General features: G+C 57.4%; 21 protein-coding genes. 17 read left to right on the plus strand and 4 right to left on the minus strand.

All coding sequences use genetic code 11. The features are described from left to right. Positions 1-146: 146 nt before the first annotated feature. A complete protein-coding gene (locus HZU72_RS00755; protein WP_180089669.1) occupies positions 147-1478 on the minus strand; it encodes an NAD(P)/FAD-dependent oxidoreductase in 1332 nt (443 codons plus the stop codon). A gap of 52 nt (positions 1479-1530) precedes the next feature. Next, complete coding sequence (locus tag HZU72_RS00760; RefSeq protein ID WP_180089671.1) at positions 1531-3006, minus strand: aldehyde dehydrogenase family protein; 1476 nt, start codon at positions 3004-3006, stop codon at positions 1531-1533. A 235-nt stretch (positions 3007-3241) separates the two neighbouring features. Between HZU72_RS00760 and HZU72_RS00765 the strand changes: the two genes are divergently transcribed. Together HZU72_RS00765 and HZU72_RS00770 are read left to right on the plus strand one after the other, a co-directional pair. Next, a complete protein-coding gene (locus HZU72_RS00765) occupies positions 3242-4111 on the plus strand; it encodes a GNAT family N-acetyltransferase (RefSeq protein ID WP_180089673.1) in 870 nt (289 codons plus the stop codon). A 15-nt stretch (positions 4112-4126) separates the two neighbouring features. Then, positions 4127-5422, plus strand: a complete 1296-nt coding sequence (locus HZU72_RS00770; protein ID WP_180089675.1) for an amidohydrolase — start codon at positions 4127-4129, stop codon at positions 5420-5422. 68 nt (positions 5423-5490) lie between these two features. Here HZU72_RS00770 and HZU72_RS00775 read toward each other — a convergent pair whose 3' ends face one another. Beyond that, positions 5491-6249: a FadR/GntR family transcriptional regulator gene (locus HZU72_RS00775; RefSeq protein ID WP_180089676.1), complete on the minus strand. Its 759-nt coding sequence runs from the start codon at positions 6247-6249 to the stop codon at positions 5491-5493. A 216-nt stretch (positions 6250-6465) separates the two neighbouring features. Between HZU72_RS00775 and HZU72_RS00780 the strand changes: the two genes are divergently transcribed. The 6 genes from HZU72_RS00780 to HZU72_RS00805 all read left to right on the plus strand — a co-directional run bounded on the left by HZU72_RS00780 (position 6466) and on the right by HZU72_RS00805 (position 12346). Further along, positions 6466-7461, plus strand: coding sequence for an asparaginase (locus HZU72_RS00780; RefSeq protein WP_180089678.1), 996 nt, complete (start codon positions 6466-6468; stop codon positions 7459-7461). Between the two features lie 77 nt (positions 7462-7538). Further along, the gene (locus tag HZU72_RS00785) at positions 7539-8540 is read left to right on the plus strand and encodes a TRAP transporter substrate-binding protein (protein WP_180089680.1); all 1002 of its coding nucleotides are present in this window, start codon (positions 7539-7541) and stop codon (positions 8538-8540) included. A gap of 62 nt (positions 8541-8602) precedes the next feature. Continuing rightward, the gene (locus HZU72_RS00790; protein ID WP_039857381.1) at positions 8603-9124 is read left to right on the plus strand and encodes a TRAP transporter small permease; all 522 of its coding nucleotides are present in this window, start codon (positions 8603-8605) and stop codon (positions 9122-9124) included. A gap of 15 nt (positions 9125-9139) precedes the next feature. Continuing rightward, on the plus strand, positions 9140-10414 hold the full coding sequence (locus tag HZU72_RS00795; RefSeq protein WP_009285971.1) for a TRAP transporter large permease: 1275 nt from the start codon (positions 9140-9142) through the stop codon (positions 10412-10414). 40 nt (positions 10415-10454) lie between these two features. Continuing rightward, positions 10455-10922 carry a RidA family protein gene (locus HZU72_RS00800; RefSeq protein ID WP_180089682.1) on the plus strand — a complete coding sequence of 156 codons (468 nt, stop codon included), beginning with the start codon at positions 10455-10457 and terminating at the stop codon, positions 10920-10922. A gap of 23 nt (positions 10923-10945) precedes the next feature. Further along, positions 10946-12346: an amidase gene (locus HZU72_RS00805; protein ID WP_180089684.1), complete on the plus strand. Its 1401-nt coding sequence runs from the start codon at positions 10946-10948 to the stop codon at positions 12344-12346. A 13-nt stretch (positions 12347-12359) separates the two neighbouring features. Here HZU72_RS00805 and HZU72_RS00810 read toward each other — a convergent pair whose 3' ends face one another. Beyond that, a complete protein-coding gene (locus HZU72_RS00810; RefSeq protein WP_180089686.1) occupies positions 12360-13409 on the minus strand; it encodes a LacI family DNA-binding transcriptional regulator in 1050 nt (349 codons plus the stop codon). A gap of 194 nt (positions 13410-13603) precedes the next feature. Between HZU72_RS00810 and ltnD the strand changes: the two genes are divergently transcribed. From ltnD to HZU72_RS00855, 9 genes are all read left to right on the plus strand, one after another. Continuing rightward, positions 13604-14539, plus strand: a complete 936-nt coding sequence (gene ltnD / locus HZU72_RS00815) for an L-threonate dehydrogenase (protein ID WP_180089689.1) — start codon at positions 13604-13606, stop codon at positions 14537-14539. A gap of 1 nt (position 14540) precedes the next feature. Beyond that, on the plus strand, positions 14541-15839 hold the full coding sequence (gene otnK, locus HZU72_RS00820) for a 3-oxo-tetronate kinase (RefSeq protein ID WP_180089691.1): 1299 nt from the start codon (positions 14541-14543) through the stop codon (positions 15837-15839). Beyond that, positions 15836-16495, plus strand: coding sequence for a 3-oxo-tetronate 4-phosphate decarboxylase (gene otnC, locus HZU72_RS00825; protein ID WP_180089693.1), 660 nt, complete (start codon positions 15836-15838; stop codon positions 16493-16495). The genes otnK and otnC overlap by 4 nt, the downstream gene beginning before the upstream one ends. 43 nt (positions 16496-16538) lie before the next feature. Further along, positions 16539-17336, plus strand: coding sequence for a 2-oxo-tetronate isomerase (gene otnI, locus HZU72_RS00830; protein ID WP_180089695.1), 798 nt, complete (start codon positions 16539-16541; stop codon positions 17334-17336). A gap of 63 nt (positions 17337-17399) precedes the next feature. After that, positions 17400-18362: a D-erythronate dehydrogenase gene (denD, locus tag HZU72_RS00835; protein WP_180089697.1), complete on the plus strand. Its 963-nt coding sequence runs from the start codon at positions 17400-17402 to the stop codon at positions 18360-18362. Positions 18363-18466: 104 nt separating this feature from the next. Further along, positions 18467-19486 (plus strand): TRAP transporter substrate-binding protein, encoded by a 1020-nt coding sequence (locus tag HZU72_RS00840; RefSeq protein ID WP_180089699.1) that lies wholly within the window; start codon positions 18467-18469, stop codon positions 19484-19486. A 60-nt stretch (positions 19487-19546) separates the two neighbouring features. Next, positions 19547-20110: a TRAP transporter small permease gene (locus HZU72_RS00845; RefSeq protein WP_180089701.1), complete on the plus strand. Its 564-nt coding sequence runs from the start codon at positions 19547-19549 to the stop codon at positions 20108-20110. Next, positions 20107-21384: a TRAP transporter large permease gene (locus HZU72_RS00850; RefSeq protein ID WP_180089703.1), complete on the plus strand. Its 1278-nt coding sequence runs from the start codon at positions 20107-20109 to the stop codon at positions 21382-21384. Before HZU72_RS00845 ends, HZU72_RS00850 begins: the two co-directional genes overlap by 4 nt. Positions 21385-21434: 50 nt before the next feature. Beyond that, entirely contained in the window at positions 21435-22892 is a 1458-nt protein-coding gene (locus HZU72_RS00855; protein WP_180089705.1) for an aldehyde dehydrogenase family protein, read from the plus strand. Positions 22893-22909 lie beyond the last annotated feature (17 nt).

A 22909-nucleotide genomic window follows, 5' to 3' on the forward strand; every position in this document is an offset into this window, starting at 1 on the left:
TCATCGTGGTGGTGGGAGAGTTCTTAGCGCAGCCACTCATTTCATTACAGCATTCTCGAGCAGGCGCCAGACGCTGAAAGTGCGCGCCTGACTAACACAAACGCGCTTTTTTTTTGGCCCATGCAGCACACAATGCGGCGGCCCATTTACATCATTTCTGGCTGGCGGATACGACTGCCATCGGAGAAACGTTTGATGTGGTAAGGGAGGGGATTAACCACCGGCGCGGAATTGGTGGCTAAATCAGCCGCTAACCGGCCGGCCCCCGGGCCAATGCCAAAGCCGTGGCCGCTAAAGCCAGCGGCGACGATAAAGCCGGGGATGGCATCCACCGGGGAGATGATCGGTATCATATCCGGCGTGGTATCGATCATGCCGGCCCAGGCGCGGGCAATATGGACACCTTTGAGCGCCGGGTACTCGGCCTGCAGGGCAGCCAGGGCAGCACGTGCCTGAGGAATGTCAGGGGTGGGGTCAAGCACGCGCTGGCGCTCAAACGGCGATACCTGATCAAACTGCCAGCTACCCGCCGCTTCTGGCCCATTGAAGAAAGACGCGCCAATGCGGATTTGCAGCTTTTTGGCTAATTTGCTTCGGTAGGCGGCGTAGAATTTGCTCGCATAGCGAATCCCTTGGGGGCTGATTTCCACCCGGCCAAGCCCTGGCAGCGCCAAGGTGTAGCTGCCATCCAGGCGGCGGCGCAGTGCGACCTTGGGGGTGATCAGACAGCCCGGTGTGACCTCCGGCGCGGCGGTGGTTTGCAGTGCGGTGCCCATGATATTGGCCGAAGGTAGCTCAACGCCGTGGCGACGGCAGAAGCGAGAACTCCAGGCCCCGCCTGCACAGATGACCGTCGAGGCTTTGATCAATCCGTGCTCCGTCCAAACGCCGCCCACACGCCCGTCATGCAGGTCCAGGCCGCGCACCGCACAGTTTTGGTGAAGGTAGGCGCCGTGTTCACGGGCCCCAGTAGCGATGGCCGAGCAGGCCATCGAGGGCTCGGCCTGGGCATCGCTGGGCGACCAGACGCCACCAATGCAGGTTGAGGTAGTGCCAGGCGCCCGCTCACGGGCTTCTTCGGCACTCAACATATGGCTGGTAAAGCCCTGTTCCTGGGCCTGTTGCCCCCACGCCTCCCATTTAGCAAGGCTAGCTTGGCTATCGGTGGTGTAAACAATGCCGTTGCGACGAAACCCCACGTCGCGCCCAATCTCGGTGGAGAACGCTTGCCAACGATCGAGGCTATACATGGCTAGCGGCAGTTCGAACATATCGCGATTCTGCTGGCGTACCCAGCCCCAGTTGCGGCTTGATTGCTCAGCGCCGATAAGCCCCTTCTCCAGCAGCGCCACCGATACCCCTTGGCGAGCCAACTCATAGGCGGCGGTCGTCCCCACAATGCCGCCACCGATAACCACCACATCAACCTGTTCGGGCAGGGCAGGAGAGTCGTGCACGGCGTCTACGTTGATAAACATGCTTGCTACCTCTATTTGGTAGATAAAGTAACCATCGAATTCGCTGCGTCACTCACTGGTCGAGATCAATCAGCACGCTTTTGTGCTGCAGGCAGGCGTCAAAGGCGGCACGGCCTAGATCACGGCCTACGCCTGAGCGCTTATAGCCGCCAGTGGGCAGAATGTAGTCGTTGCTGCGGCCGTAACGGTTAACCCATACCGTGCCCGCCGAAAGTCTGCGCACTGTGCGCAGCGCGCGCCCCAGGTCAGCGGTATGAATGCCAGCTGCTAAGCCGTAAACATCGTGCTCGGCCAGCGCTAACGCCTCCTCTTCACTCTCGAAGGTTTGAATGGTCAGCACCGGACCGAAGATTTCTTCCTCCACGGCGGGATTGTGGCGGTCGTTCGTATGCAGCAGGGTGGGTTGGTAAAAGTGGCCGCCATCATTGCGTTCAAAGCGCTCTCCACCGCCCAGCAATTCAGCGCCCGCCTCGCGGGAGCGTGCCACAATGGATTCAATGCGGGTCAACTGGGTAGCGGAAATAATCGGTGAAAACCAACCACCTGTTTGCCAGGTAGGGCCAGGGGTGAGGGCGTTAAAATGCTTGCTCAAGCGCTCAATCATGGGCTCCAACAGTTCGTGTTGGATCAATAGCCGTGAGCCTGCGACGCATACTTGCCCAGCGTTGCCGGTAATCGCCGCAGCGAGGGTTTTAGCGGTGCGATCAATATCCGGGATATCGGCAAACACCAGTTGCGGGCTCTTGCCACCTAGCTCCAGGGTGACCGGCTTGGGTCCGGTTTCTGCACAGGCGCCCATGATGGTGCGCCCTGTCACCGTTGAGCCGGTGAAGGTGACCTTGGCCACATAGGGGTGACGGCATAGCGCGTCGCCGGTCACGGGGCCATTGCCTTGAATGACGTTGAACACACCTGGAGGCATGCCCGCCTTAATGGCTAACTCGGCCAGCCGCACGGCGGTGAAAGGGGTCATCTCGGAGGGTTTGAGCACCACTGTGTTGCCTGCGGCCAAAGCGGGGGCGACTTTCCAGCAGGTCATGCTGAGGGGAAAATTCCAGGGCGCGATGGCCCCGACGACGCCCAACGGCTCGGCAATCTGCATACCCAGATGGTCGTGGGCGGTCGCTGCTACCTCGCCGCCGTGCTTGTCGGCGAATTCCGCAAAGAAGCGAATGCCCTCAGCGGTGTAGGGCACATCCCAGGCCCGGGTCTGATCAATCGGCCGGGTGGAGCCGAGGGATTCCAGCGGGGCGAGATAGTCAATATCGGCCTCAATCAGGTCTGCCCAGCGGCGCATGATGCGTGCCCGCTCCCGCGGCGCGCAGCGTGACCAGTCGCCGCGCACAAACGCTTGGTGAGCACTGGTGACGGCATCATCGACGCGATTGGCATCGGCCATGGGCAGTTCGGCATAAACGGCGCCGTCGGAGGGGCGGGATACGCTGAGCGCGCTGGGGTCAGTTACGCGCTGTCCCTGAATAAAGTGCGCACAGGGCAAGGCAATGCGGGCAGGATCGAAACTTGGCATGAGAGTCCTTGAAGGTAGTCCAATAGTATTTTCGTTTAGCTACCATCCTAGGTCGGATGACCCAGCATGGGGTGCTGAGTACAGGGCGTTTGGGCGCAGGTGATGCGCTCACCTATAGCAGTGACGGTTAAATCTGCTGAATTGCGCAAAGCGACCTTTACGACGTGGCACAGCGCTTGCGCGAGTGCCAAAGTAGCGGCAAACCGATCAACCCCAGCGCAAGGAAAATAGTGCGATGCCCCACTCCTCTTCGATGTCTGCTTCTGCTAACCCTCCCTCCCGCTTTGAACGTGAGGACTTAACGTGGCGAACCATGACCCTGAACGATCTTGAGGCGGCGCATCGCCTGTCGTTCAAGCTCGGCTGGCCTCACCGCATCGATGATTGGCGCCAGATGCTTGATGTAGGAGAGGGCGTCGTGCTGGAAAGCGTCGACGGTGAGTTAGTGGGAACCGGGCTCTGTTTCAACCAAGGGGCTGTGGCTAACCTGGGGCTGGTGATTATTAGCGACGAGTGGCAGGGCTGGGGGCTCGGGCGCGAGATGATGACGCGGCTGATGGCCCTAGCGGGCAAGCGGACGCTGCTGTTGGTCGCCACGACCGCAGGCCTGCCCTTGTACCAAAAACTGGGCTTTGAGCCCTGCAATCGGATCTGCCAATACCAGGGGAGGGTCACCGAGGTTCCGTCTGCGCCGCTGCAGCCGGGTTTACGCGCGATGGAGGCAAGCGATCAGGCGGCGCTGCTCGCGCTCTCTCCCGACAGCCCGGCTCATGCGGTGGCCGTTCAATCTGCTAACAAAGGGGTGGTGATTGAAAATGCGGGCGTTATTGAAGGGTTAGCGCTAAAGCGTACTTATGGGCGCGGTGAGCATATTGGCCCCATTCTAGCGCGCAGTGCCGAACAGGCTCAGGCGTTGGTATTGGCGCTGTTGGCGGACGCTGAGGGTGATTTTATACGCATCGACTTAGTCGATCCCGACGACGATAGCTGGCTGACGGCCTTAGGACTTAACTGCGTCGACCAGATTACCCGCATGCGCTGTGGCGATGCCGTCGGGGAAGGGCCACTAACGCGCTTTGGCTTGATTACTCAGGCAATGGGTTAGCCTTGGAGGCATCTTATGGACGCTAATATAAGGGATGCTGCCAACGCCATCGCTACTCAGCTCTATGCCCAACGGCGTGATTTTCATCGCTACCCCGAGCAGGGATGGATGGAATTCCGCACCGCCAGTCATGTGGCTGAGAGGCTTAGCCAACTGGGCTTTGCCGTTCAGTTGGGGCAAACGGTGGTGAGTGAGCGTGCGCGAATGGGCGTGCCTGATATACAAACGCTGAACGAAGCATTGGCGCGTGCGCGCACTCAGGGTGCTGTTGAGCGCTGGTTGCCTGCCTTGGAAGGGGGCTTTACCGGCGTGGTGGGTACACTGGATACACAGCGACCTGGGCCAACCCAAGCATTCCGTTTTGACCTTGATGCGCTGCCAATCGTTGAGTCCACTGAGGATGATCACCGTCCTTACCAGGAGGGTTTTCACTCGCTCAATCAAGGCTCTATGCATGCCTGCGGTCATGATGGCCATGCCACTATTGGGCTGGGGATGGCGGAACTGCTGTGCCAGTTTTCTAGCCAGCTGTGTGGCAAAATAAAATTGATTTTTCAACCCGCCGAAGAGGGCGTTCGAGGCGCCCAATCCATGGTCGAAGCGGGAGTGGTGGATGATGTTAATAGGCTAGTTGCGACGCACTTGGGGCTCGGCCATGCCAGCGGCCATGTAATTTGCGCCGCCGATAGCTTTCTTGCCACCACCAAACTGGATGCGCACTTTTCAGGCACAGCAGCCCACGCCGGCGGGCAACCAGAGGTAGGCCAAAATGCCTTGCTGGCGGCAGCCCAGGCTGCTCTTGGTTTGCATGCCATTGCCCCCCACAGCAAAGGCGCTGCGCGGATTAATGTTGGTCAACTGCATGCCGGTAGTGGGCGCAATATCATTGCCGATAGTGCGCTGTTACGGCTGGAAACCCGTGGCGCCACAGCGGATATAAATGGCTACTTGGAAAGTCGTGCCCTCGAGGTACTAAAAGGCGCTGCCGCTATGCAGGGAGTGAGTGTCTCTATTGAACGCGTAGGCGCTGCTAGTGCATGTGCTGCCAGCCCTGAACTGGTAGAAAAAATTGCTTCTTGCCTCGCCGGTTACTCTGGTATCACCCAGTTAGCGAGACACGATATAACGCCAGCGGGCTCTGAAGATGCCACCTCGCTAATGACTAGAGTAATGGAGCGCGGCGGCCAGGCAACCTACATGATCTTCGGTGCTGATCTTGCGGCTGGTCATCACCACGCCTGCTTTGACTTTGATGAGTCAGTGATACCACTGGCAGTAGGCGCGTTGCTGCAGATAGCTCTTGATCCTTAATAGATTAACTTTGTGACAAAACGAGACAAATTTACAATGCCAAGAAGGATAAAGTAGCTCGCATTCCGCTAACGTGGTGCCGCACTCAATTCGCTGTCTCCTTCATAGGTAAGGTTGGTTTCCCAGCTATCGCTGCTAACGGCTATCGCTGCATGAATACCGGCAGTATCGCCTGCTTTGAAGGCAGCATAGATAGCCTTATGGTCCTTCAAAGCGGTTTCCGGTAGTGAGCGCATGGAGGTTTCCAGTGCGGCTTCGATCAGTTGCAATAAGGTTTCGCCGACGCGGATGGTCATGGGGTTATGGGTGCTGTGCAGAATGGCGCGATGGAAGGCAATATCGTGCTTGGAGGTTTGAGCACCCGCTCGGATGGCTTCTTCCATGGCGTCGATACTCTGCTGAATACGTTGATGATCTTCTGCTGTGGCGCTATGCATGGCTTGAAGGGTATACGCTGGTTCAAACATAAGACGGAATTCCAATACGTCCCGTGTCATGCCTCGCGCCAGGATCATCCCGAAAGCCATCGGGTCGACGAGCGGCGTGCCTGGTTCACGGCGGATCATGGTGCCTTGGCCCCGTTTGACCTCAACGATCCCTATCGCTTGCAGCATCTTGATGGCTTCACGCACGCTGGATTTACCAATGCCCAGGGTGTGAGTGAGCTCCGTTTCCGAGGGCAGGTAATCCCCTGGCTTGAGGTCGCCTCGTATAAGAGCGCTTTTAATACGCTCTAGCAGTTGCAGCGCAACTGAACTGCGATCCATCGAATCCCCAAAAGAGGTTGTACTGGTCGAGTTAATCTCGGGCTGGCGTTTAAAACTCATGTGGGCCTCGCGTGGCTCATCGGTGTTTCCTGCATTTTATCAATGCCCTAAGCCTAGCGGCTTAAGACAGCCGTTTGCATATATTTAAAAGAAATATTCTTATCTTCTATTGTTTTATGTGACTGCCTTGCTAATGGTTTGTTCTTTAGTCTAGTCTGAAATCAGACATCTGATGTCTGTTGTGTGTGGCAAAAAGCATAAAAAATGGGAACCTGAATGACAAAAAAGCACATCGTGGTATTGACCACGGGCGGCACTATTGCCAGCAAGCCCAGTGACTCAGGGCGAAGCCAGTCAGGGGCTTTAAGCGGCGAGCAGTTACTGGATCAGGTAGCGCTACCGCAGGGTGTCGATGTCACGTTAGAGGTGATGTCGATCCTGCAGAAACCCAGTAATGCCGTCACTCTCGCCGATCTTGCTGAACTCCATTGCCAAGGGCGAAGAGTATTGTCGCGAGCCGATGTGGACGGTCTGGTGATCACCCACGGTACCGATACCTTGGAGGAGACCGCTTACTTTTTATCGCTCACGCTTCCAGCGGATAAACCTTGTGTCATCACTGGTTCCCAGCGGGCGCCTCACCAGTTAGGTACCGACGCCTTTAAAAATATCTGCGATGCCATCGTGGCGGCGGTCAGCCCCCAACTGAGTCAGCTTGGCTGTGTCTTGGTGTTCAACGAGTCGCTATTTGCTGCGCGCTATGCCCGCAAAGTGAGCAGTTTCCAGTTGCATGGATTTGACGCCCCCGGCGCTGGTTCGCTGGGGTATATCGACGGTCAACGGCTCAAGCTTTATCACACAGGGACGTCGATTGAGCCCCCCATTGAAGGCTGGGGTGTTCCGCTGCCGCGTGTCGATCTACTGCCCGCCTATCTGGATGCCTCGCCAGCACTGCTGAAAGCCTGCGTGGAGAGTGGGGCGAACGGGGTGGTGATCGATGGCTTAGGCCGGGGCCATGTGCCACCTGGCTGGATGAACGAAATACGAGCATTGATTCGCGCAGGTGTCCCTATAGCGGTAGTGAGTAGTTGCGCTCAAGGGCCGGTGAACACCAGTTATGAGTTTAGCGGCAGCCTGGCTGATTTGGTCTCGGCTGGGGTGATCGCGCTCAACGATATCAGTGCACGCAAGGCAAGGCTTGCACTTGCCTTGCTGCTGAGTAGTACCCCGCGCGAAGCGCTGGGGGATGCGATGGAACGCTTAATGGCGTGAGCGGCCTTTTAACCTTGCTCAACTGCAGTAACAGGAAACTAAAAAGCAATTCATCATAACTAAATAAGGTGCTGGACATGAAACTAACGCTGACAAAAGCCACCCTCTCTGCTGCTATTGCTGTCGCTTCTCTAAGCGCGGCTCAACTCCATGCGGCCGACTATACCTTCAGCTTCGCTCACGTATTGATTGAAGAGACGCCGAACGGCCAGGCGGCGCTGCGCTTTAAAGAGGAGGTAGAGGAGAAGTCCGACGGTCGTATCGAGATTAACGTGCTGCCGGCCGCTCAGGTGGGTGGCGACGTTGAAATCATTGAGCAGATTCAGATGGGCCTGGTCGATATCGGTATCCCGCCAACGGCCACCCTGGGCAACTTTGAGCCGCGCATGCAGATTTTGGATCTGCCGTTCTTGATTGCCGATTACGACACCATGGTGGAAACCCTGGATGGTGAAGTGGGCCGCGAAATCCTCGATACCCTGAATGGCCATAACATGTACGGCGTCAACTTTTGGGGAGCGGGTTTCCGGCATATTACCAACAATGATCGCCCGATCGAAAACCCAGAAGATATGGAGAGTATCCGCATGCGCACCATGCAGGCGCCGATCATCATCTCCACCTATGAAAACCTGGGCGCTAACGCCACCGCTATGGCCTTCACCGAGGTTTACAACGGCCTGCAGCAGGGCGTGGTGTCGGGGCAGGAAAACCCACTGGCCAACATCTACACCATGCGTTTCCATGAGGTGCAGGATTATCTCTCGCTGACCAATCACGCTTATCACGCCTATGCGGCGGTAATAAACCAGGACTCCTGGGACTCGCTGCCGGAAGATCTGCAGGCGGTGATGCTGGAAGCCTTCGATAATGGCCGAGACACGTCCCGTGCGCTAACGCTGCAGGACGAAGAGACCATCATGGAAGAGATCAAAGACGAAATTGCGATCAATGAGCTCACCCCAGAGCAGCGCAACGCCTTTATTGAAGCCAGCATGCCGGTGCACGAAGAGTATGAAGAAATCGTCACCACGGAGTTGCTGCATAAGGTATATGACGCCGTGGGTATCGAGTATTGATCCAACGGGTCGGCTAAGACTTAGCTCTTCTCTTCTTACCCCTTTCAGGGTGTGGATATCTCATGTTCGAAGCGCTCAACAAATGTCTTGATCGCTTGGAGAGTGTGGCGATGGTCGTTTTCATGTCGATTGCGACCATCCTCACTACCATCCAAGTCGTGTATCGCTACGGCTTTAGCGGTTCGCTATTTTGGGCTGAAGAAGTCGTTATTTACTCCATTATCTGTATGAGTTTTGTAGGCGCCAGTATGGGTGTGCGCCATGGCACGCATATTTCGGTGGATGTGCTGAATGCCATTGCCTCGCCCGCTGTGAACCGCTGGCTGCACATGATCGCAGCACTGATAGGTATCGTGTTCGCAGGCTTTATGACCTATTACGGCTTTGTTCTCTATTTCAGCACGCTGGATCGCGGGCAGTTAACCGCCGCACTTCGCCTGCCGATGGCATGGTTCTATCTGCCGATTGGCGTTTCTGGTGTGCTGCTGATTCTGCGTTATCTATGGGTCATCAATGAAGTCTGGAAAAAGCCTCCGGTGAGTCTTTCCGAAGAGCTTGTGGCTGAGTCGGATAAGCTCATTTAACCCTGGAGGGCGACCATGATTACTGCATTATTACCGATCTTTTTTGCCGTTCTACTGCTCGGGCTGCCCATCTTTGCTTCCTTGGCATTGGCGGTGTTTCTTGCCATTGAATTCTTTGGCGCCACCAATCCGGTCATCGTGCCGATGCGCATGTTTACCGGCATGAACAACTTTTCGCTGATGGCGATTCCGTTCTTTATTCTGGCGGCGGAGCTTATGCGGATTGGTGGGCTTTCCGACCGGTTGATCAATCTTGCCAAGGCGTTGGTAGGGTGGGTGCCAGGGGGCTTGGCAGCGGCCACGGTGCTGTCATGCCTCTTCTTCGGGGCCATTTCCGGTTCAAGTCCCGCCACGGTGGTGGCGATTGGCTCGATCATGTTCCCGGCGCTTGTCGCTGCTGGCTACGATAAGCGCTTTGCGATTGGGTTGATCGCCACTGCTGGTACCTTGGGACCGATCGTGCCGCCGAGTATTGCGTTGATTATCTACGGCTCAGTGACCGGTACTTCGGTGGGGCGGCTGTTTGCAGCAGGTCTGCTGCCCGCTATTGTGATTGCCTCGATTCTCATCGCCTACTGCATCGTCTTTAGCAGCATCAAAGGCTATGAGCGCGCTCCTTTCCCTTCGCTGCGGCAAATTTTAGTTGCCTTTAAAGATGCTGCCTGGGGCCTGGGACTGCCGGTGATTCTACTGGGGGGCATCTACAGTGGCGTCTTTACCCCGACCGAATCGGCGGCGGTCGCCTGTGTATATGGTCTGTTCGTCGGCATGGTGGTCTATCGCACCATTAACGTAACGGAACTGGTGGGAACGTTAAGAAGCTCTGGATTGATTTCCGCGACGCTGCTGCTGATTACTGCAGGTGCCTCTGCTTTCTCTTGGCTGCTCGCCATTACCGGTACGCCTAGCCAACTGGCAGGCGAGGTGCTGTCGTGGACAGACGATCCGTTTCAGGTCATGGCGCTGTTTAATGTCGTGATGATCGTTGCTGGCTTTTTCCTCGATAGCGCCTCGGCCATCATTGTGCTCTCGCCGCTACTGCAGCCTATTGCGGCCCAGGTCGGCGTTGACCCGGTGCATTTTGGGGTGATCACGCTGATCAACTTCTCGGTGGGGATGATTACGCCGCCGGTAGGGTTGAACCTGTTCGTCGCTATGGCGATCTCCAAGATGTCGCTGCAGGAAGTGTTCAAGGCCTGCTTACCGCTGATTGGCTTGATGCTGTTAGCGCTGATCATCATCACCTATATACCGTGGCTGAGTACCTGGCTGCCCTCATTAATCTATTAACAGCTGGCTTAATGAAGCTAAACAATAAGGACAACGAACCATGAGCAATACGATTGAACAAGCGGTGGCGGAGCAGGGCCTTACGTTACCGGCGATTCCAAGGCCGCGTGGCCTGTTTCTACCCTGGTCCCAGTTGGGCAGCCAGCTGTTTTTAGCCGGGCAGATTTGCGAGCGTGACGGTGATGTTCTCTATCCCGGCAAGGTGGGGGCTGAGTTCGATCTTGAAACCGGCAAGCTGGCGGCCCAGGCGTGTGCCTTGAACCTGCTGGCCTCGTTAAGCGATGCCGTGGATGGCGATTTTCCCCGCGTGGTGCGCTGCGTGCGCATGAATGGTTTCGTCAATGTGGCGCCGGGCTTTCACGATGTGCCGCTGGTGATCAACGGGGCATCAGAGCTTTTTGTCGCGCTATTTGGCGATGCAGGGCGTCACGCTAGAACCGCCATTGGGGTGGCGACACTGCCCGGCAATGCGGCGGTGGAAGTCGAAGCGATTTTTGAAGTGCGTTAAGCATCCAAAGAGGTACGTAAAGCATGCAGGATTCACCCATTTTTCTACCGTTACGTGAGCAGCGCGAGCGTCTGCGGGCGGGCACGCTGACCGCTACCGCGCTGGCCGAAGCGGCAGTCGCTGCTTATCAGCAGCGCGGCAAACACGACCATGCCTACCTCACCTGGAACGGTGAGCAGGCACTGGCAATGGCAAAAGCTGCCGATGCGGTGCTCGCCCAGGGTGGTGATGCGGGGGCGCTAATGGGCTTGGCGGTATCGATCAAGGATATCTACGCCGTGACCGGGCTGCCCACTTATGCGGGCTCTTCTCAACGCCTGCCGAAGCGTTGGGAGCGGCCCGGCCCAGTGGTGGGCACGCTATTGAAACAGCTACCTTCTGTTATGGGTAAAACCCACTCCGTTGAGTTTGCCTTTGGCGGCTTGGGCACCAATGCCCATTGGGGCGCACCGCGCAACCCCTGGGATGCACATCAGCACCGCACGCCTGGCGGCTCAAGCTCCGGGGCGGGTGTTTCACTGGTGGGCGGTACGGCAAGTTTGGCATTAGGCACCGATACCGCCGGTTCAGTGCGTATTCCCGCCTCAATGACCGGCGTAGCGGGATTGAAAACCACCGCCGGGCGCTGGTCGACCGAGCAGATCGTACCGCTTTCAAGCACGCTGGATACCCCAGGGTTACTGGCGCGTCGGGTAGATGACCTTGCCTTTGCGTTCGATGCGTTGGATGGCGGCCTTAGCGGTCAGGATGATCGAATGCCAGCAACACCGACGCTTGCCGGGTTGACCTTTGGAGTACCAGAAACGTTTTTCTGGGACGACTGCAGTCCAGGTATCGCGGAAACCGTACGCGGTGCCATTAAGCAGCTGGAAGCCGCCGGGGCGCGAATAGTGACCCTCGAGTTGCCTGGCATCGACGAAGCGTACGAACTCTTCAAGCTGGGCGGTGTGGCTGCGCCGGAATTGGCGGCGTTTCTAAACACCGAGCTACCCGAGATGATTGATTCCCTGGATCCTAACGTCGCCGCCCGCGTTAAAGCGGCAGATGACATGCCTGCCTGGGAGTATGTGCGTCGTCGCACGGTGCTGGACTCGCTTGCCGCCTCTGCCGCCGCTCGCATGGCCGATGTAGATGCAGTCCTTACTCCCACGGTGGCGATTACCCCGCCCACTATCGAGAGTCTTCAGCCCGAAGGTGCCTATCCCAAAGCCAACATGCATGCCCTGCGCAACACGGTGATCGCTAATTTCCTAGGCCTGTGTGCCTTAACGCTGCCGGTTGGGAAAGACGCCGCAGGTATGCCCGTTGGCCTGCAAGTGCTGGCCGGGCCGTGGCAAGACGCCAGCCTGCTGGCAATCGGTCAGGCAATTGAAAACGAGCTGGGATCAGGCTTGGAGATTCTTGGTCAACCACCAGCGATATGAGCGTTGAGGCGGCCTAAGTACTCCCGCCGGTTTGGAGCGTAAAGCCCACATCGTGCTGGCGGCGGTAGACGTTTTTACCGCTTAGCCGCCGAATGAGTTCTTTGGCGGCTAAGCGGCCCATCTCTTCTCTGGGTGAAAGAATGGTCGTGAGCTGAGGAGTTACGTGCTGACCAAGGGGCAGGCCGTTAAACCCGGCAATGGCGATATCCCCTGGAACGTTTAGCCCTTGACGTTGAGCAGCCAGCAGGGCGCCTGCCGCCAAGTCGTCGTTGGCAAAGTGAATGGCTTGGGTATGAGGGTATTGCGCGAGAACTTGGGCCAGCCCTTCAGCGCCCGCCTGTAGGCTGCCTAAGGTGTCTAGTTCCAGTAGTGGGGCGTCGATCCCTTTCTCCTTTAGCACCGCTTTATGGCCTTCGTAGCGCATGCTGGCGCGATAATCCTGCGAGAGCCGTGCGCCCACATAAACAATATGGCGGTAGCCTTTGTCGAGAAGATGGTCGGCCATGCAGCGGCCTGCCGCCACGTGATCCAGCCCAACGTTAAGATCCATGCCTTTGCCCAGCTCCATCACCTCCATAATGGGGTGATCCCAGTTCGCCAGCAGCGTATGGCACGCCTTGTTATGGCGCAGCCCAGCGGTGACCAGTGCAGAGCATGACCAGCCCAGAAAAGTGCGCACCAATTGATACTCGCGGTCTAGATCGTAGTCGGTGTTACCCAGCAGTATCTGGTAGCCCTCGGCTTCCAGCGTTTCCTGCAGCCCCTTGATGACCTCCACAAACACGCTATTGATCAGCGACGGCACAATCACCGCAATCAGCCGCGAGCGGGAGGAGGCCAGGCTACCGGCTACCAAGTTGGGTACGTAGCCCAGTTTCTCTACGGCTTGTAGAACACTCAGGCGTGCACTATCGCTGACCTTATCAGGGTTGTTCAGTGCTCGAGATGCGGTAATCGGTGATACCCCTGCCGCTTGCGCCACTTGGCTGAGCGTGACTTGGTCGGAGCTTCGGCGCTGCCTGGCAGGGCTGGGAGAGGCAGCGTTGGGCGAGTCTTTAGACATTGGTCGCACGTCCCTGATTTTCAGCTTGTCGTAACGCCAACAATAATCTAAAACGAATGGTAGCGCTATCATGACAGCGCTACCATTTAGCTTCTAATTGCACCGCGACGATAGCAACAAACACAACAACGTTCTCAGTAACAGTCTCAACAGCCGTCTCAACAACAGTCTCAACAACCAAGAGGTGCCGTTAGGTGAGCCAACACGATAAGCAATCACTTCAAGTAGGTCTTATTGGCCTGGGCGCCATGGGCATGGGTACGGCCACCGCTTTGCTCAAGCAGGGATTTAATGTGACCGGGTGTGATATTTCCGCTGGGGCACGCGATGCCTTCGTGGCAGCAGGGGGGCAAAGCGTAGCCACTCCTGCCGAGCTTGCTCACTGCCATATCGTGTTGGTGGTTGTCGTTAACGGGGCGCAGGTTGAGCAAGTGCTGTTCGGTGAGCAGGGGGTGGTAAGCCACTTGGCCCGGGGCAGTCTGATCATCCAGTGCGCCACTGTGGCGCCCAGTCAGGCCAAACAGCTTGGTGAGCGTGTGGCGGCAGAGGGGTTGCTGCTGCTGGATGCGCCGATTAGCGGCGGTGCTGCTAAAGCCAAAAGTGGTGAACTATCGGTAATGGCATCCGGGGCAACGGAGGCATTTACCTACGCCGAAGCAGTGCTAAACGCCATGGCTGCCAAGGTTTATCGCCTTGGCGATGCGCCTGGCGTTGGCTCAAGTATGAAACTGGTCAATCAACTGCTGGCAGGTGTGCATATCGCCACCGCCGCTGAGGCCATGGCGCTGGGCATTCGTATGGGACTCGACCCAGAGGTGATATATGACGTTATTACCCACTCGGCGGGCAACTCCTGGATGTTCGAAAACCGCGTGCCGCATATCCTGAGTGGTGACTACACGCCGCTTTCTGCGGTGGATATCTTCGTCAAAGATCTCAACATCGTGCATCAAACCGGCCGCGAGCTGGCGCTGGCAACGCCGGTCGCTTCAAGCGCTCTGCAGCAGTTTACCGCTGCCAGCGGTGCAGGTTTTGGGCGCGAAGATGACTCGGCGGTGATAAAAGTCTACCAGCGATTATCGGGCATCGCGTTGCCAGAAGCTGCCAACGACGCCCAGGGAGCCGAATAAAATGGGGATGGGAGCGAACATCGTACTGGGCGCCATTGCCGATGACTTCACTGGAGCGACCGACCTTGCCAATAACCTGGTGCGCGGCGGTATGCGCTGCCTGCAGGTGATTGGCGTGCCTCAGCAAGAGGTCGACCTCACTGATATCGATGCGGTAATCGTGGCGCTGAAATCGCGTTCCTGCCCGGTGGACGAAGCCGTGGCGGACTCACTCGCTGCCCTTGAGTGGCTTCGTCAGCAGGGCGCCCGGCAGCTGTTCTTCAAGTACTGCTCCACCTTTGACTCCACCGACCAAGGCAATATCGGCCCGGTGGCGGATGCGTTGCTGGAAGCTCTGGGTGCGCACCAAACAGTGATGGTGCCCGCCTTCCCGATTAACGGCCGTACGGTCTACCAGGGCCATCTGTTTGTGGGCGACCGCTTGCTCAACGACAGCGGTATGCAGCACCACCCACTGAACCCCATGCAGGACGCGGATCTCGTGCGAGTACTCTCCCGTCAAACGCCGCACCCGGTGGGCTTAGCCAACCGCGCGGTTCTGGTTCAAGGCGCAGAGGCGACCTGTGCTCACTTAACGATGCTGGCAGATCAGGGAGTTCGCCATGTGATCTGTGATTCCTTGGACGAACAGGATCTGGAAATTCTGGCTGAAGCTACCGTTTCACTGCCTTTAGTGACCGGCGGTTCTGGTTTGGGGCAGGCGTTGCCCGCCCAATATCGTGCACAGGGCTGGCTGGGCACGATCAGTGAGCCGGGGCGTTTATCGCCTGCCTCGGGTGGTGCGCTGGTGCTCTCCGGCAGTTGCTCCCGTGCCACACTTGCACAAGTAGCGGATTTTCTGGCCCAGCACCCTGATGGTGGCTTTGCCCTTGATCCCTTGGCGTTGACCGAAGGGGGGCAACAGCAGGAACAGGCGCTGGCCTTTGCCCGCAAGCGTTTATCTCAAGAGACGCCGGTACTGCTCTATGCCTCGGCTGATACTGAAAAGGTTAACGCAGCCCAGCAAGCCCTTGGCGTTGCGCATGCGGGTGCGTTAGTTGAAGAGGCGCTGAGCCAGTTGGCTGTCAAACTTGTAGAGGAAGGCGTGGGCCGGTTGCTGGTCGCCGGGGGCGAAACGTCAGGCGCGGTGGTCTCAGCGTTGGGTATTACCACCCTGCGCATCGGTGAGCAGATCGACCCTGGCGTGCCCTGGACGCAAACTTTAATAACGGGTCGCGATGTGCCGCTGTCGCTGGCGCTGAAATCTGGCAACTTCGGTGGCGTCGATTTCTTTACCCGGGCGTTTGAGGTGCTGGAATGAGCATCCACTTGCATCGCCATCCCCAAAACAGTTTGCGGGAGCAGATCAGCACTCTGGGGAAATCGCTGTTTGACCGCGGCCTGACCATGGGCTCCAGCGGCAATATCAGCGTGCGTCTGGATGACGGCGGCTGGCTGATGACACCCACCAACGCCTGCTTGGGGCGGCTGGATCCTGCACGGATCTCCCATCTGGATAACAACGGCCAACTGCTGAGTGGCGATAAGCCTACCAAAGAGCAGTTTTTGCATATGGCGATGTACGAGGAGCGCCCGCAGTCCGGTGCGATTGTGCACCTGCACTCCACTCACTCGGTGGCGGTCTCTTGCTTGCCTGATGTGAATCCCTGCGACTGCATACCACCACTCACAGCCTACTACGTGATGCGGGTGGGGAAACTGCCGCTGGTGCCGTATCACATTCCTGGCGACCCCAAGCTGGGCGATGCAGTGCGGGGATTAGCGGGCAAGCATAGCGCGGTGCTGCTGGCTAACCACGGCCCAGTGGTGGCGGGGAAAAACCTTGAGGCAGCGGTCTACGCCACCGAAGAACTGGAAGAGACTGCCAAGCTCTATCTGCTGTTAAGGGGCGAGAACCCAAGAGGGTTAACACCCGAGCAGGTGGCCGAGCTTGAGGCACGTTTTCCACGGGATTAACGACGCACTTAATAATGACGTACTTAACAACAAGAGCACCACGATGATTCGATTAGCCGCCAACCTCAGCATGCTGTTTAACGAACACGTCTTTATGAGTCGCTTTGCTGCCGCTGCGGACGCGGGCTTTAAAGGCGTTGAGTACCTGTTCCCGTACGCCTATACCGCCGATGAGTTAAGAGATGCGCTGAATAAAAACCAACTGGAGCAAGTGCTGTTTAATCTGCCGCCAGGCGATTGGGATGCAGGTGAGCGGGGCTTAGCGAGCTTGCCGGGCCGAGAAGGAGAGTTTCGTGACTCGGTGATTGAAGGGCTACGTTACGCCGAAGCGCTCAACTGCCCTCGGGTGCATGCCATGGCGGGGCTGCTCCCGGAAGACGTCGATGCCGCGATCCAGGCTGAACACCACGCTACCTATATCCGCAATCTACGCTTTGCTGCGAGTGAAGCGGCCAAGGTTGGTCGGGACATACTGATCGAGCCGATTAATACGCGCGATATGCCCGGCTTTTTTCTCTCTCGCCAGGCGCAGGCGATGGCGGTATTGGAAGAGGTTGGGGCAGAAAATCTAAAGCTACAGTTTGATCTCTACCACTGCCAAATTATGGACGGCGACTTGATTCGCCACCTTGAGCGCCAGTTCAGCGCCATAGGGCATATTCAAGTCGCAGGCGTACCCGGGCGCCACGAGCCGGATGTGGGAAAGGTGCATTACCCGGCCATCTTCGAGCGCTTAAGCGCGCTGGGCTATAACGGCTGGATCGGCTGCGAGTATCGCCCCCAGGCCGACACTCGCGCGGGGCTGGGGTGGGGCGAGGCGTGGGGCCTAATCACACGCTGATCGGCACTCACTAATCTGCCCCAACTGAATGAACAATAACAAAACTACAACAGGATCCTCACGATGCATATTGCCATTACCGGCGCAGCCGGGTTTCTCGGCCAGCGTTTAGTCAACCAATTGCTTGAACGCGGTGAGCTTTGCCAGCAGCCCATTACGCGCTTGACACTGATTGACCAGATCGAAGCGCCGCAGCCTGCAGCGGAAAGCGTTGCTGTGACATCAGTGGCGCTGGATATTACCCAACCCGGCGCGCTGGATAGCGTGTTAGAGCAGCGACCCGATGTGATCTACCACCTGGCGGCGGTCGTAAGCTCCGCCGCAGAAGCCGATTTGGAACTCGGTATGCGGGTTAACTTCGATGCCACGCGGGCGCTGCTGGAAGGCTGCCGGGAACAGGAGCTATCCGATACTCGCTTGATTATGGCCAGCTCCGTGGCGGCCTACGGCGGTGAGTTGCCGGAGGTACTGGATGATATGACGGCACTCCATCCGCAAAACTCCTACGGTGCACAAAAAGCCATGTGCGAGCTGCTCATCAACGATTACAGCCGCCGAGGGCTCATTGATGGTTTAGTGCTGCGCCTACCGACGATTGTGATTCGACCCGGTCGGCCTAATGCCGCGGCCTCCAGCTTTGCCTCCAGCATTCTGCGTGAGCCGCTCAATGGCGAAGAGGCGGTTTGCCCGGTGCCTACCGAGCTGCCGATGTTTGTGATGTCACCGGGCAGAGTGGTGGCGGCGCTGATCCATGGTGCGGAAGTGCCGAGCGAAGCCCTGGCCACTTTTCGCGCCTTTATGCTACCCGGCATTACCGTCACGGTGGCCGATATGCTGGCAGCACTGCGTGATGTGGCCGGCGAGAAAGCGCTTTCGCTGGTACGCCATGAGCCTGACCCGCGCATTGAAGCCATTGTGGCGAGCTGGCCTGCGCGTTTTGAAACCGCGAAAGCCAAGCAGCTTGGTTTTGTGGGCGATGATAACTTTAAACAGATTATTGATGCGTTCGTTACTGAACCGTCGTGAGTTCCGGTCTGCCACACTCGGCAGGCAACAGCCTGGGGCGACGTTACCAATAGCGTGTGTCGCTCCACACTCCACCCTCACAACAACATAAAGAGGGCACTTCAATGACTAAGCAACACTCTACAACGACACCAACACTTACACGCCATGCCCTGGTGGCGGCGATTAGCGGTATTGCTACCGTTGGCATTGCACTACAAGCCCATGCGGCGACGGAAGTGAACCTGGGGCACACCCTTTCTGACAGCTCTCACTATTCAGTGGGTGCAGATGCCTTTAAAGAGACGCTGGAGCGTTTGTCTGATGGCGAGTTCACGGTGACCGAGCATACGTCGGGGTCGCTGGGCGGCGAGCGGGAGATGATCGAAGGGTTGCAAATCGGCACCGTCGATGTGGTGATTACCTCTACCGGCCCGCTAGGTAACTTTGTTCCCGAAACCTATGTGCTCGACCTGCCGTTCCTGTTTGAGAACTACGACCAGGCGCGTTGCGTGCTGGATAGTGAGCTTGGCGACGAACTACTGGAAAAAATGGGCGATCACGATTTGGTCGGCTTAGCTTGGACGGAAAATGGCTTCCGCCATCTGACCAATAGCCAGCGAGAAATCGCCACACCAGCAGATGCCGAGGGCCTTCGCGTTCGCACCATGGAGAACGAGGTGCATCAGGAGGCTTTCCGCCAGATGGGTGCTCGGCCAACGCCGATGGCCTTCCCGGAACTGTTCACGGCACTTCAGCAGGGCACCGTCGATGGTCAGGAGAACCCGATTACGGTCATCGTCGCCACCAACTTCTGGGAAGTGCAGGATTACCTATCGCTAACCGGGCACGTCTATTCGCCGGCCATCGTCCTGGGGTCGCCGATTCTGCTAGACGGCTTAAGTGACGAAGAGCGTGGCTGGTTTAGGGAGGCTGCTGTCGCATCTGCTGAAGCAACCCGTGAAGAGGTCTCGCGACTAGAGCGTGAAGGCGTGGCGCTGCTGGAAGAGAACGGTATGACGGTAAAGACCGACATTGATGTTGCTCCTTTCCAGGAAGCGGTTCAGCCCGCCTATGAGATATTTACTTCTGAGTACGGCACCGAAATGCTGGAGCGCATTCAGGACAAAGCCAGCGGTTGCTGAGCGCTTCTTCCTCCCCGGCCTTCGGCGTAGCCGAAGGCCGCTTTGGCATGGTGATCTCTTATGCTAGCGGTATTTCTTCGTTTTGAGCATCAGTTAACCCGGCTCGCAATGCTGATTGCAGTGGTGATGCTGGCGATATCGGTAACCCTCAGCTTTTATCAGGTGCTCACCCGATTTGTGTTTAACGCTCCTTCTACCTGGACGGAAGTCGCCTCTCGTGCCGCCATGATCTGGTGTGTATTTATGGCCGCTGCCGCCACCTTTCGGGGTGGTTACATGATGGCGGTGGAAGTCGTTTATAAAGTGGTCCCTGCGCGTTTTCTCACCCTTTTAGAGGTACTCATTGTGGTGTGCTGCCTGCTGGTGCTTGGGGTGCTGATCCATTACGGCATCCAAATGACGATGCGGGTGAGCAATCAAACCATGTCGGGAATGAATATTTCGATGTCGTGGGCCTATGCGGCGATTCCCACGGGCTCCTGCTTTGCCATTGTCGCCGTGGTGGCGAGGCTGCTCGCACAGCTCACTGGCCGGGAAAAGGTAGGTCCTGAAAATAGCGAGATCGTGCCGGAGGTTGAAACATTCCATGGCGCGCCGCGACCTGACCGGGAGGTGCAGCCATGAACATGGTTATCGGTCTGTCGCTGATCATCCTGTTTACCTTCGGGGTGCCGATTGCGATTTCCATTATCCTGGCCTCGATTATCGGTATCGAATTCTTCACACGTCTGCCGTTGCTGCTGGTGCCACAGCAGATGTTTATCGGCATCGATAAATTTCCGTTAATGGCGATTCCTTTTTTTATCCTAGCCGGCAATCTGATGGCCGCCGGGGGCATCTCACAGCGCCTGGTGGATCTGGCGAAGTCCATCGTTGGCCGCGTGCAGGGCGGGCTGGCCATGTCCTGCGTACTGACCTGCATGATGTTTGCGGCGGTGTCCGGCTCCAGCGTGGCAACGACCTTCGCTATTGGTGCCATCCTGATTCCTGCCATGGTAAAGCATGGCTATCCCAAGCCGTTAGCCGCCTCCATACAAGCCTCTTCTGCAGAGCTTGGGGTACTGATCCCGCCCTCCATTCCATTGATCCTGTACGGCGTGAGTACCGATACCTCCATCGGTCAGCTATTCCTGGCGGGTATCGGCCCAGGCATACTGATTGGCAGTGCGCTGATACTCTTTCTCTACCTGTTCTGCAAAGTGCGTGGCTACGGCAAGGACGACTATAAAGACAGCACTGGCTTTATGATCTCGGCAAAGCGCGCCTGGGTCGCGATGCTGATGCCGGTGGTCGTGATTGGCGGTATCTATGGCGGGATATTTACCCCGACTGAAGCCTCCGCCGTGGCCGTGTTTTTTGCGCTGATCGTGGGAGGCTTCTACTACCGTGAACTGAAGGTCGATGACCTGTGGCCGATTATGCGCCAGAGCGTTGTCTCAACAGCTGCCGTCATGCTGATTATTGCCGCCGCCTCGCTCTTCAGCTTTCTGCTAAGCCGAACGGGGCTGCCCGCGCAAATTGCCAATCTGGTTACCAACACCATCAATGATCCTCTGATGTTTTTGCTGGTGGTCAATGCATTGCTGTTAGTTGTCGGCATGTTTATCGAAACTTCCGCCGCTATTCTGGTGTTGGCACCGATATTGACGCCCATCGCCATTCAGTTCGGTATCCACCCCGTTCATTTTGGTCTAGTCATGGTGGTTAATCTGGCGCTTGGCATGATTACGCCGCCGCTAGGCGTAAACCTTTTTGCTGCCTGTGCGGTTGCCAAAATATCGATCGATCAAATGCTGCCATGGCTGTTGCGCTTTGTCTTGGTGGTGCTGGCCTGCCTAATGGCGATCACTTACATGCCATGGATTTCCATGGGGCTGGTGACTGCTTTTTACGGTTAACCCCGCCGTTTTTAGCGTCAATAAAACAATCATAATAAGAGGAGTGCGATATGCCAGATGCATTAACGTTGCCACCGCAGCAGGCGCTGGTGGCTGGAGAGTGGGTGAACACCACCACAACGTTACAGGTGGAAGCCCCGGCCAGTGGCGAACCGCTGACCCGTATCGCCCGTTGCCAAATAGGCGATGTAGAAGCGGCGGTACAAGCCGCACGGCGGGCCTTTTCTGGCCAGCTAGGCGAGTGGGCCCGGTGGTCTGCAAGGCAGCGCAGCGAATGGTTGCTACGCTTTGCAAATATTATCGAGGCGCATCACGAGCAACTGGCACAGCTTGAGTGTGCTGATACCGGGAAGCCCTTGACTCAAGCCAGGGGCGATATTGGTGCTTGCGCACGCTACTTTCGCTTTTATGGCGGGGCGGCGGATAAACTTCACGGTGAAACCATCCCCTTTGAGACCGATTTCGCGGTCATGACCTTGCGTGAGCCCTATGGCGTGTGTGCGCAAATTATTCCCTGGAATTATCCATCGCAAATCTTCGGGCGCTGTGTGGCCGCGGCGCTGGCCGCGGGTAATACCGTTGTGCTTAAGCCCGCAGAGGATGCCTGTTTGAGCGTATTGCGTTTAGCGCAACTGGCAGTGGATCATGGCCTTCCGGCGGGTGCACTCAACGTGGTGCCAGGGCTTGGTGCTGAAGCGGGCGCTGCCCTTGCTGCCCACCCAAACATTGATCACCTCTCCTTTACCGGCTCGCCAGAGACCGGCACCCATGTCGCTCAGGCGGCCGCGCAGCACCATGTACCCGTCACCCTGGAACTTGGCGGTAAGTCTCCCCAATTAGTGTTTGCTGATGCGGATCTTGATGCCGCGCTGCCCGCAGTAGTGCGCGGCATTATTCAGAATGCTGGTCAGACCTGCTCCGCAGGCAGCCGTTTGCTGGTGCAGAGGGAGATCGCTGAGAGCGTGGTTGCTAACCTCAGCGAGCGCTTCGCTGCCCTGCGCTGTGACGCCGGCGAAGCGGACGTTGACTGTGGCCCACTGATCAATGCGCGTCAAAAAGCCAAGCTGGAAGCGCGCTTGGCGGCCGCCGAAGCCGACGGTATTCGCGTGGCGGCAAAAGGCCAGTTAGCGGCAAGCGCGCCAAGTGGCGGCCACTTCGTAGTGCCTCAACTACTCACTGATATTCCTGCTGGGCATGAAGTGCTTCAAGAAGAGTTATTTGGCCCAGTGCTGGTGGTGCAGGTGTTTGAGGACGAAGCGGAAGCGCTGGCGCTGGCTAATGCCACCGATTTTGGCCTCTGTGCCGGTATTTGGACGCGCGATGGCGGCCGTCAGCTCCGTTTGGCCAAAGGGATTCGCAGCGGTCAGGTATTCATCAATAACTACGGTGCCGCCGGTGGTGTAGAGCTACCATTTGGTGGCGTTGGCCGCTCCGGACACGGCCGGGAAAAAGGCTTTGAGGGCCTGCGAAGCTACACACAGATTAAAACTATCGCGATCAAACATTAACGGACGAACCAGCTTTA

This window comes from Vreelandella sedimenti (assembly GCF_013416325.1).
Lineage (GTDB): Bacteria > Pseudomonadota > Gammaproteobacteria > Pseudomonadales > Halomonadaceae > Vreelandella > Vreelandella sedimenti.

What these genes read in the sequence shown, in the direction of transcription:
- denD (WP_180089697.1), top strand. Translation starts at nt 17,400, where the DNA reads ATGCATATTGCCATTACCGGCGCAGCCGGGTTTCTCGGCCAGCGTTTA.
- HZU72_RS00800 (WP_180089682.1), top strand. Translation starts at nt 10,455, where the DNA reads ATGAGCAATACGATTGAACAAGCGGTGGCGGAGCAGGGCCTTACGTTA.
- HZU72_RS00765 (WP_180089673.1), top strand. Translation starts at nt 3,242, where the DNA reads ATGCCCCACTCCTCTTCGATGTCTGCTTCTGCTAACCCTCCCTCCCGC.
- HZU72_RS00780 (WP_180089678.1), top strand. Translation starts at nt 6,466, where the DNA reads ATGACAAAAAAGCACATCGTGGTATTGACCACGGGCGGCACTATTGCC.
- HZU72_RS00755 (WP_180089669.1), bottom strand. Translation starts at nt 1,478, where the DNA reads ATGTTTATCAACGTAGACGCCGTGCACGACTCTCCTGCCCTGCCCGAA.
- HZU72_RS00785 (WP_180089680.1), top strand. Translation starts at nt 7,539, where the DNA reads ATGAAACTAACGCTGACAAAAGCCACCCTCTCTGCTGCTATTGCTGTC.
- HZU72_RS00855 (WP_180089705.1), top strand. Translation starts at nt 21,435, where the DNA reads ATGCCAGATGCATTAACGTTGCCACCGCAGCAGGCGCTGGTGGCTGGA.
- HZU72_RS00795 (WP_009285971.1), top strand. Translation starts at nt 9,140, where the DNA reads ATGATTACTGCATTATTACCGATCTTTTTTGCCGTTCTACTGCTCGGG.
- otnI (WP_180089695.1), top strand. Translation starts at nt 16,539, where the DNA reads ATGATTCGATTAGCCGCCAACCTCAGCATGCTGTTTAACGAACACGTC.
- HZU72_RS00850 (WP_180089703.1), top strand. Translation starts at nt 20,107, where the DNA reads ATGAACATGGTTATCGGTCTGTCGCTGATCATCCTGTTTACCTTCGGG.
- HZU72_RS00775 (WP_180089676.1), bottom strand. Translation starts at nt 6,249, where the DNA reads ATGAGTTTTAAACGCCAGCCCGAGATTAACTCGACCAGTACAACCTCT.
- otnC (WP_180089693.1), top strand. Translation starts at nt 15,836, where the DNA reads ATGAGCATCCACTTGCATCGCCATCCCCAAAACAGTTTGCGGGAGCAG.
- otnK (WP_180089691.1), top strand. Translation starts at nt 14,541, where the DNA reads ATGGGGATGGGAGCGAACATCGTACTGGGCGCCATTGCCGATGACTTC.
- HZU72_RS00805 (WP_180089684.1), top strand. Translation starts at nt 10,946, where the DNA reads ATGCAGGATTCACCCATTTTTCTACCGTTACGTGAGCAGCGCGAGCGT.
- HZU72_RS00760 (WP_180089671.1), bottom strand. Translation starts at nt 3,006, where the DNA reads ATGCCAAGTTTCGATCCTGCCCGCATTGCCTTGCCCTGTGCGCACTTT.
- HZU72_RS00840 (WP_180089699.1), top strand. Translation starts at nt 18,467, where the DNA reads ATGACTAAGCAACACTCTACAACGACACCAACACTTACACGCCATGCC.
- HZU72_RS00770 (WP_180089675.1), top strand. Translation starts at nt 4,127, where the DNA reads ATGGACGCTAATATAAGGGATGCTGCCAACGCCATCGCTACTCAGCTC.
- HZU72_RS00790 (WP_039857381.1), top strand. Translation starts at nt 8,603, where the DNA reads ATGTTCGAAGCGCTCAACAAATGTCTTGATCGCTTGGAGAGTGTGGCG.
- HZU72_RS00810 (WP_180089686.1), bottom strand. Translation starts at nt 13,409, where the DNA reads ATGTCTAAAGACTCGCCCAACGCTGCCTCTCCCAGCCCTGCCAGGCAG.
- HZU72_RS00845 (WP_180089701.1), top strand. Translation starts at nt 19,547, where the DNA reads ATGCTAGCGGTATTTCTTCGTTTTGAGCATCAGTTAACCCGGCTCGCA.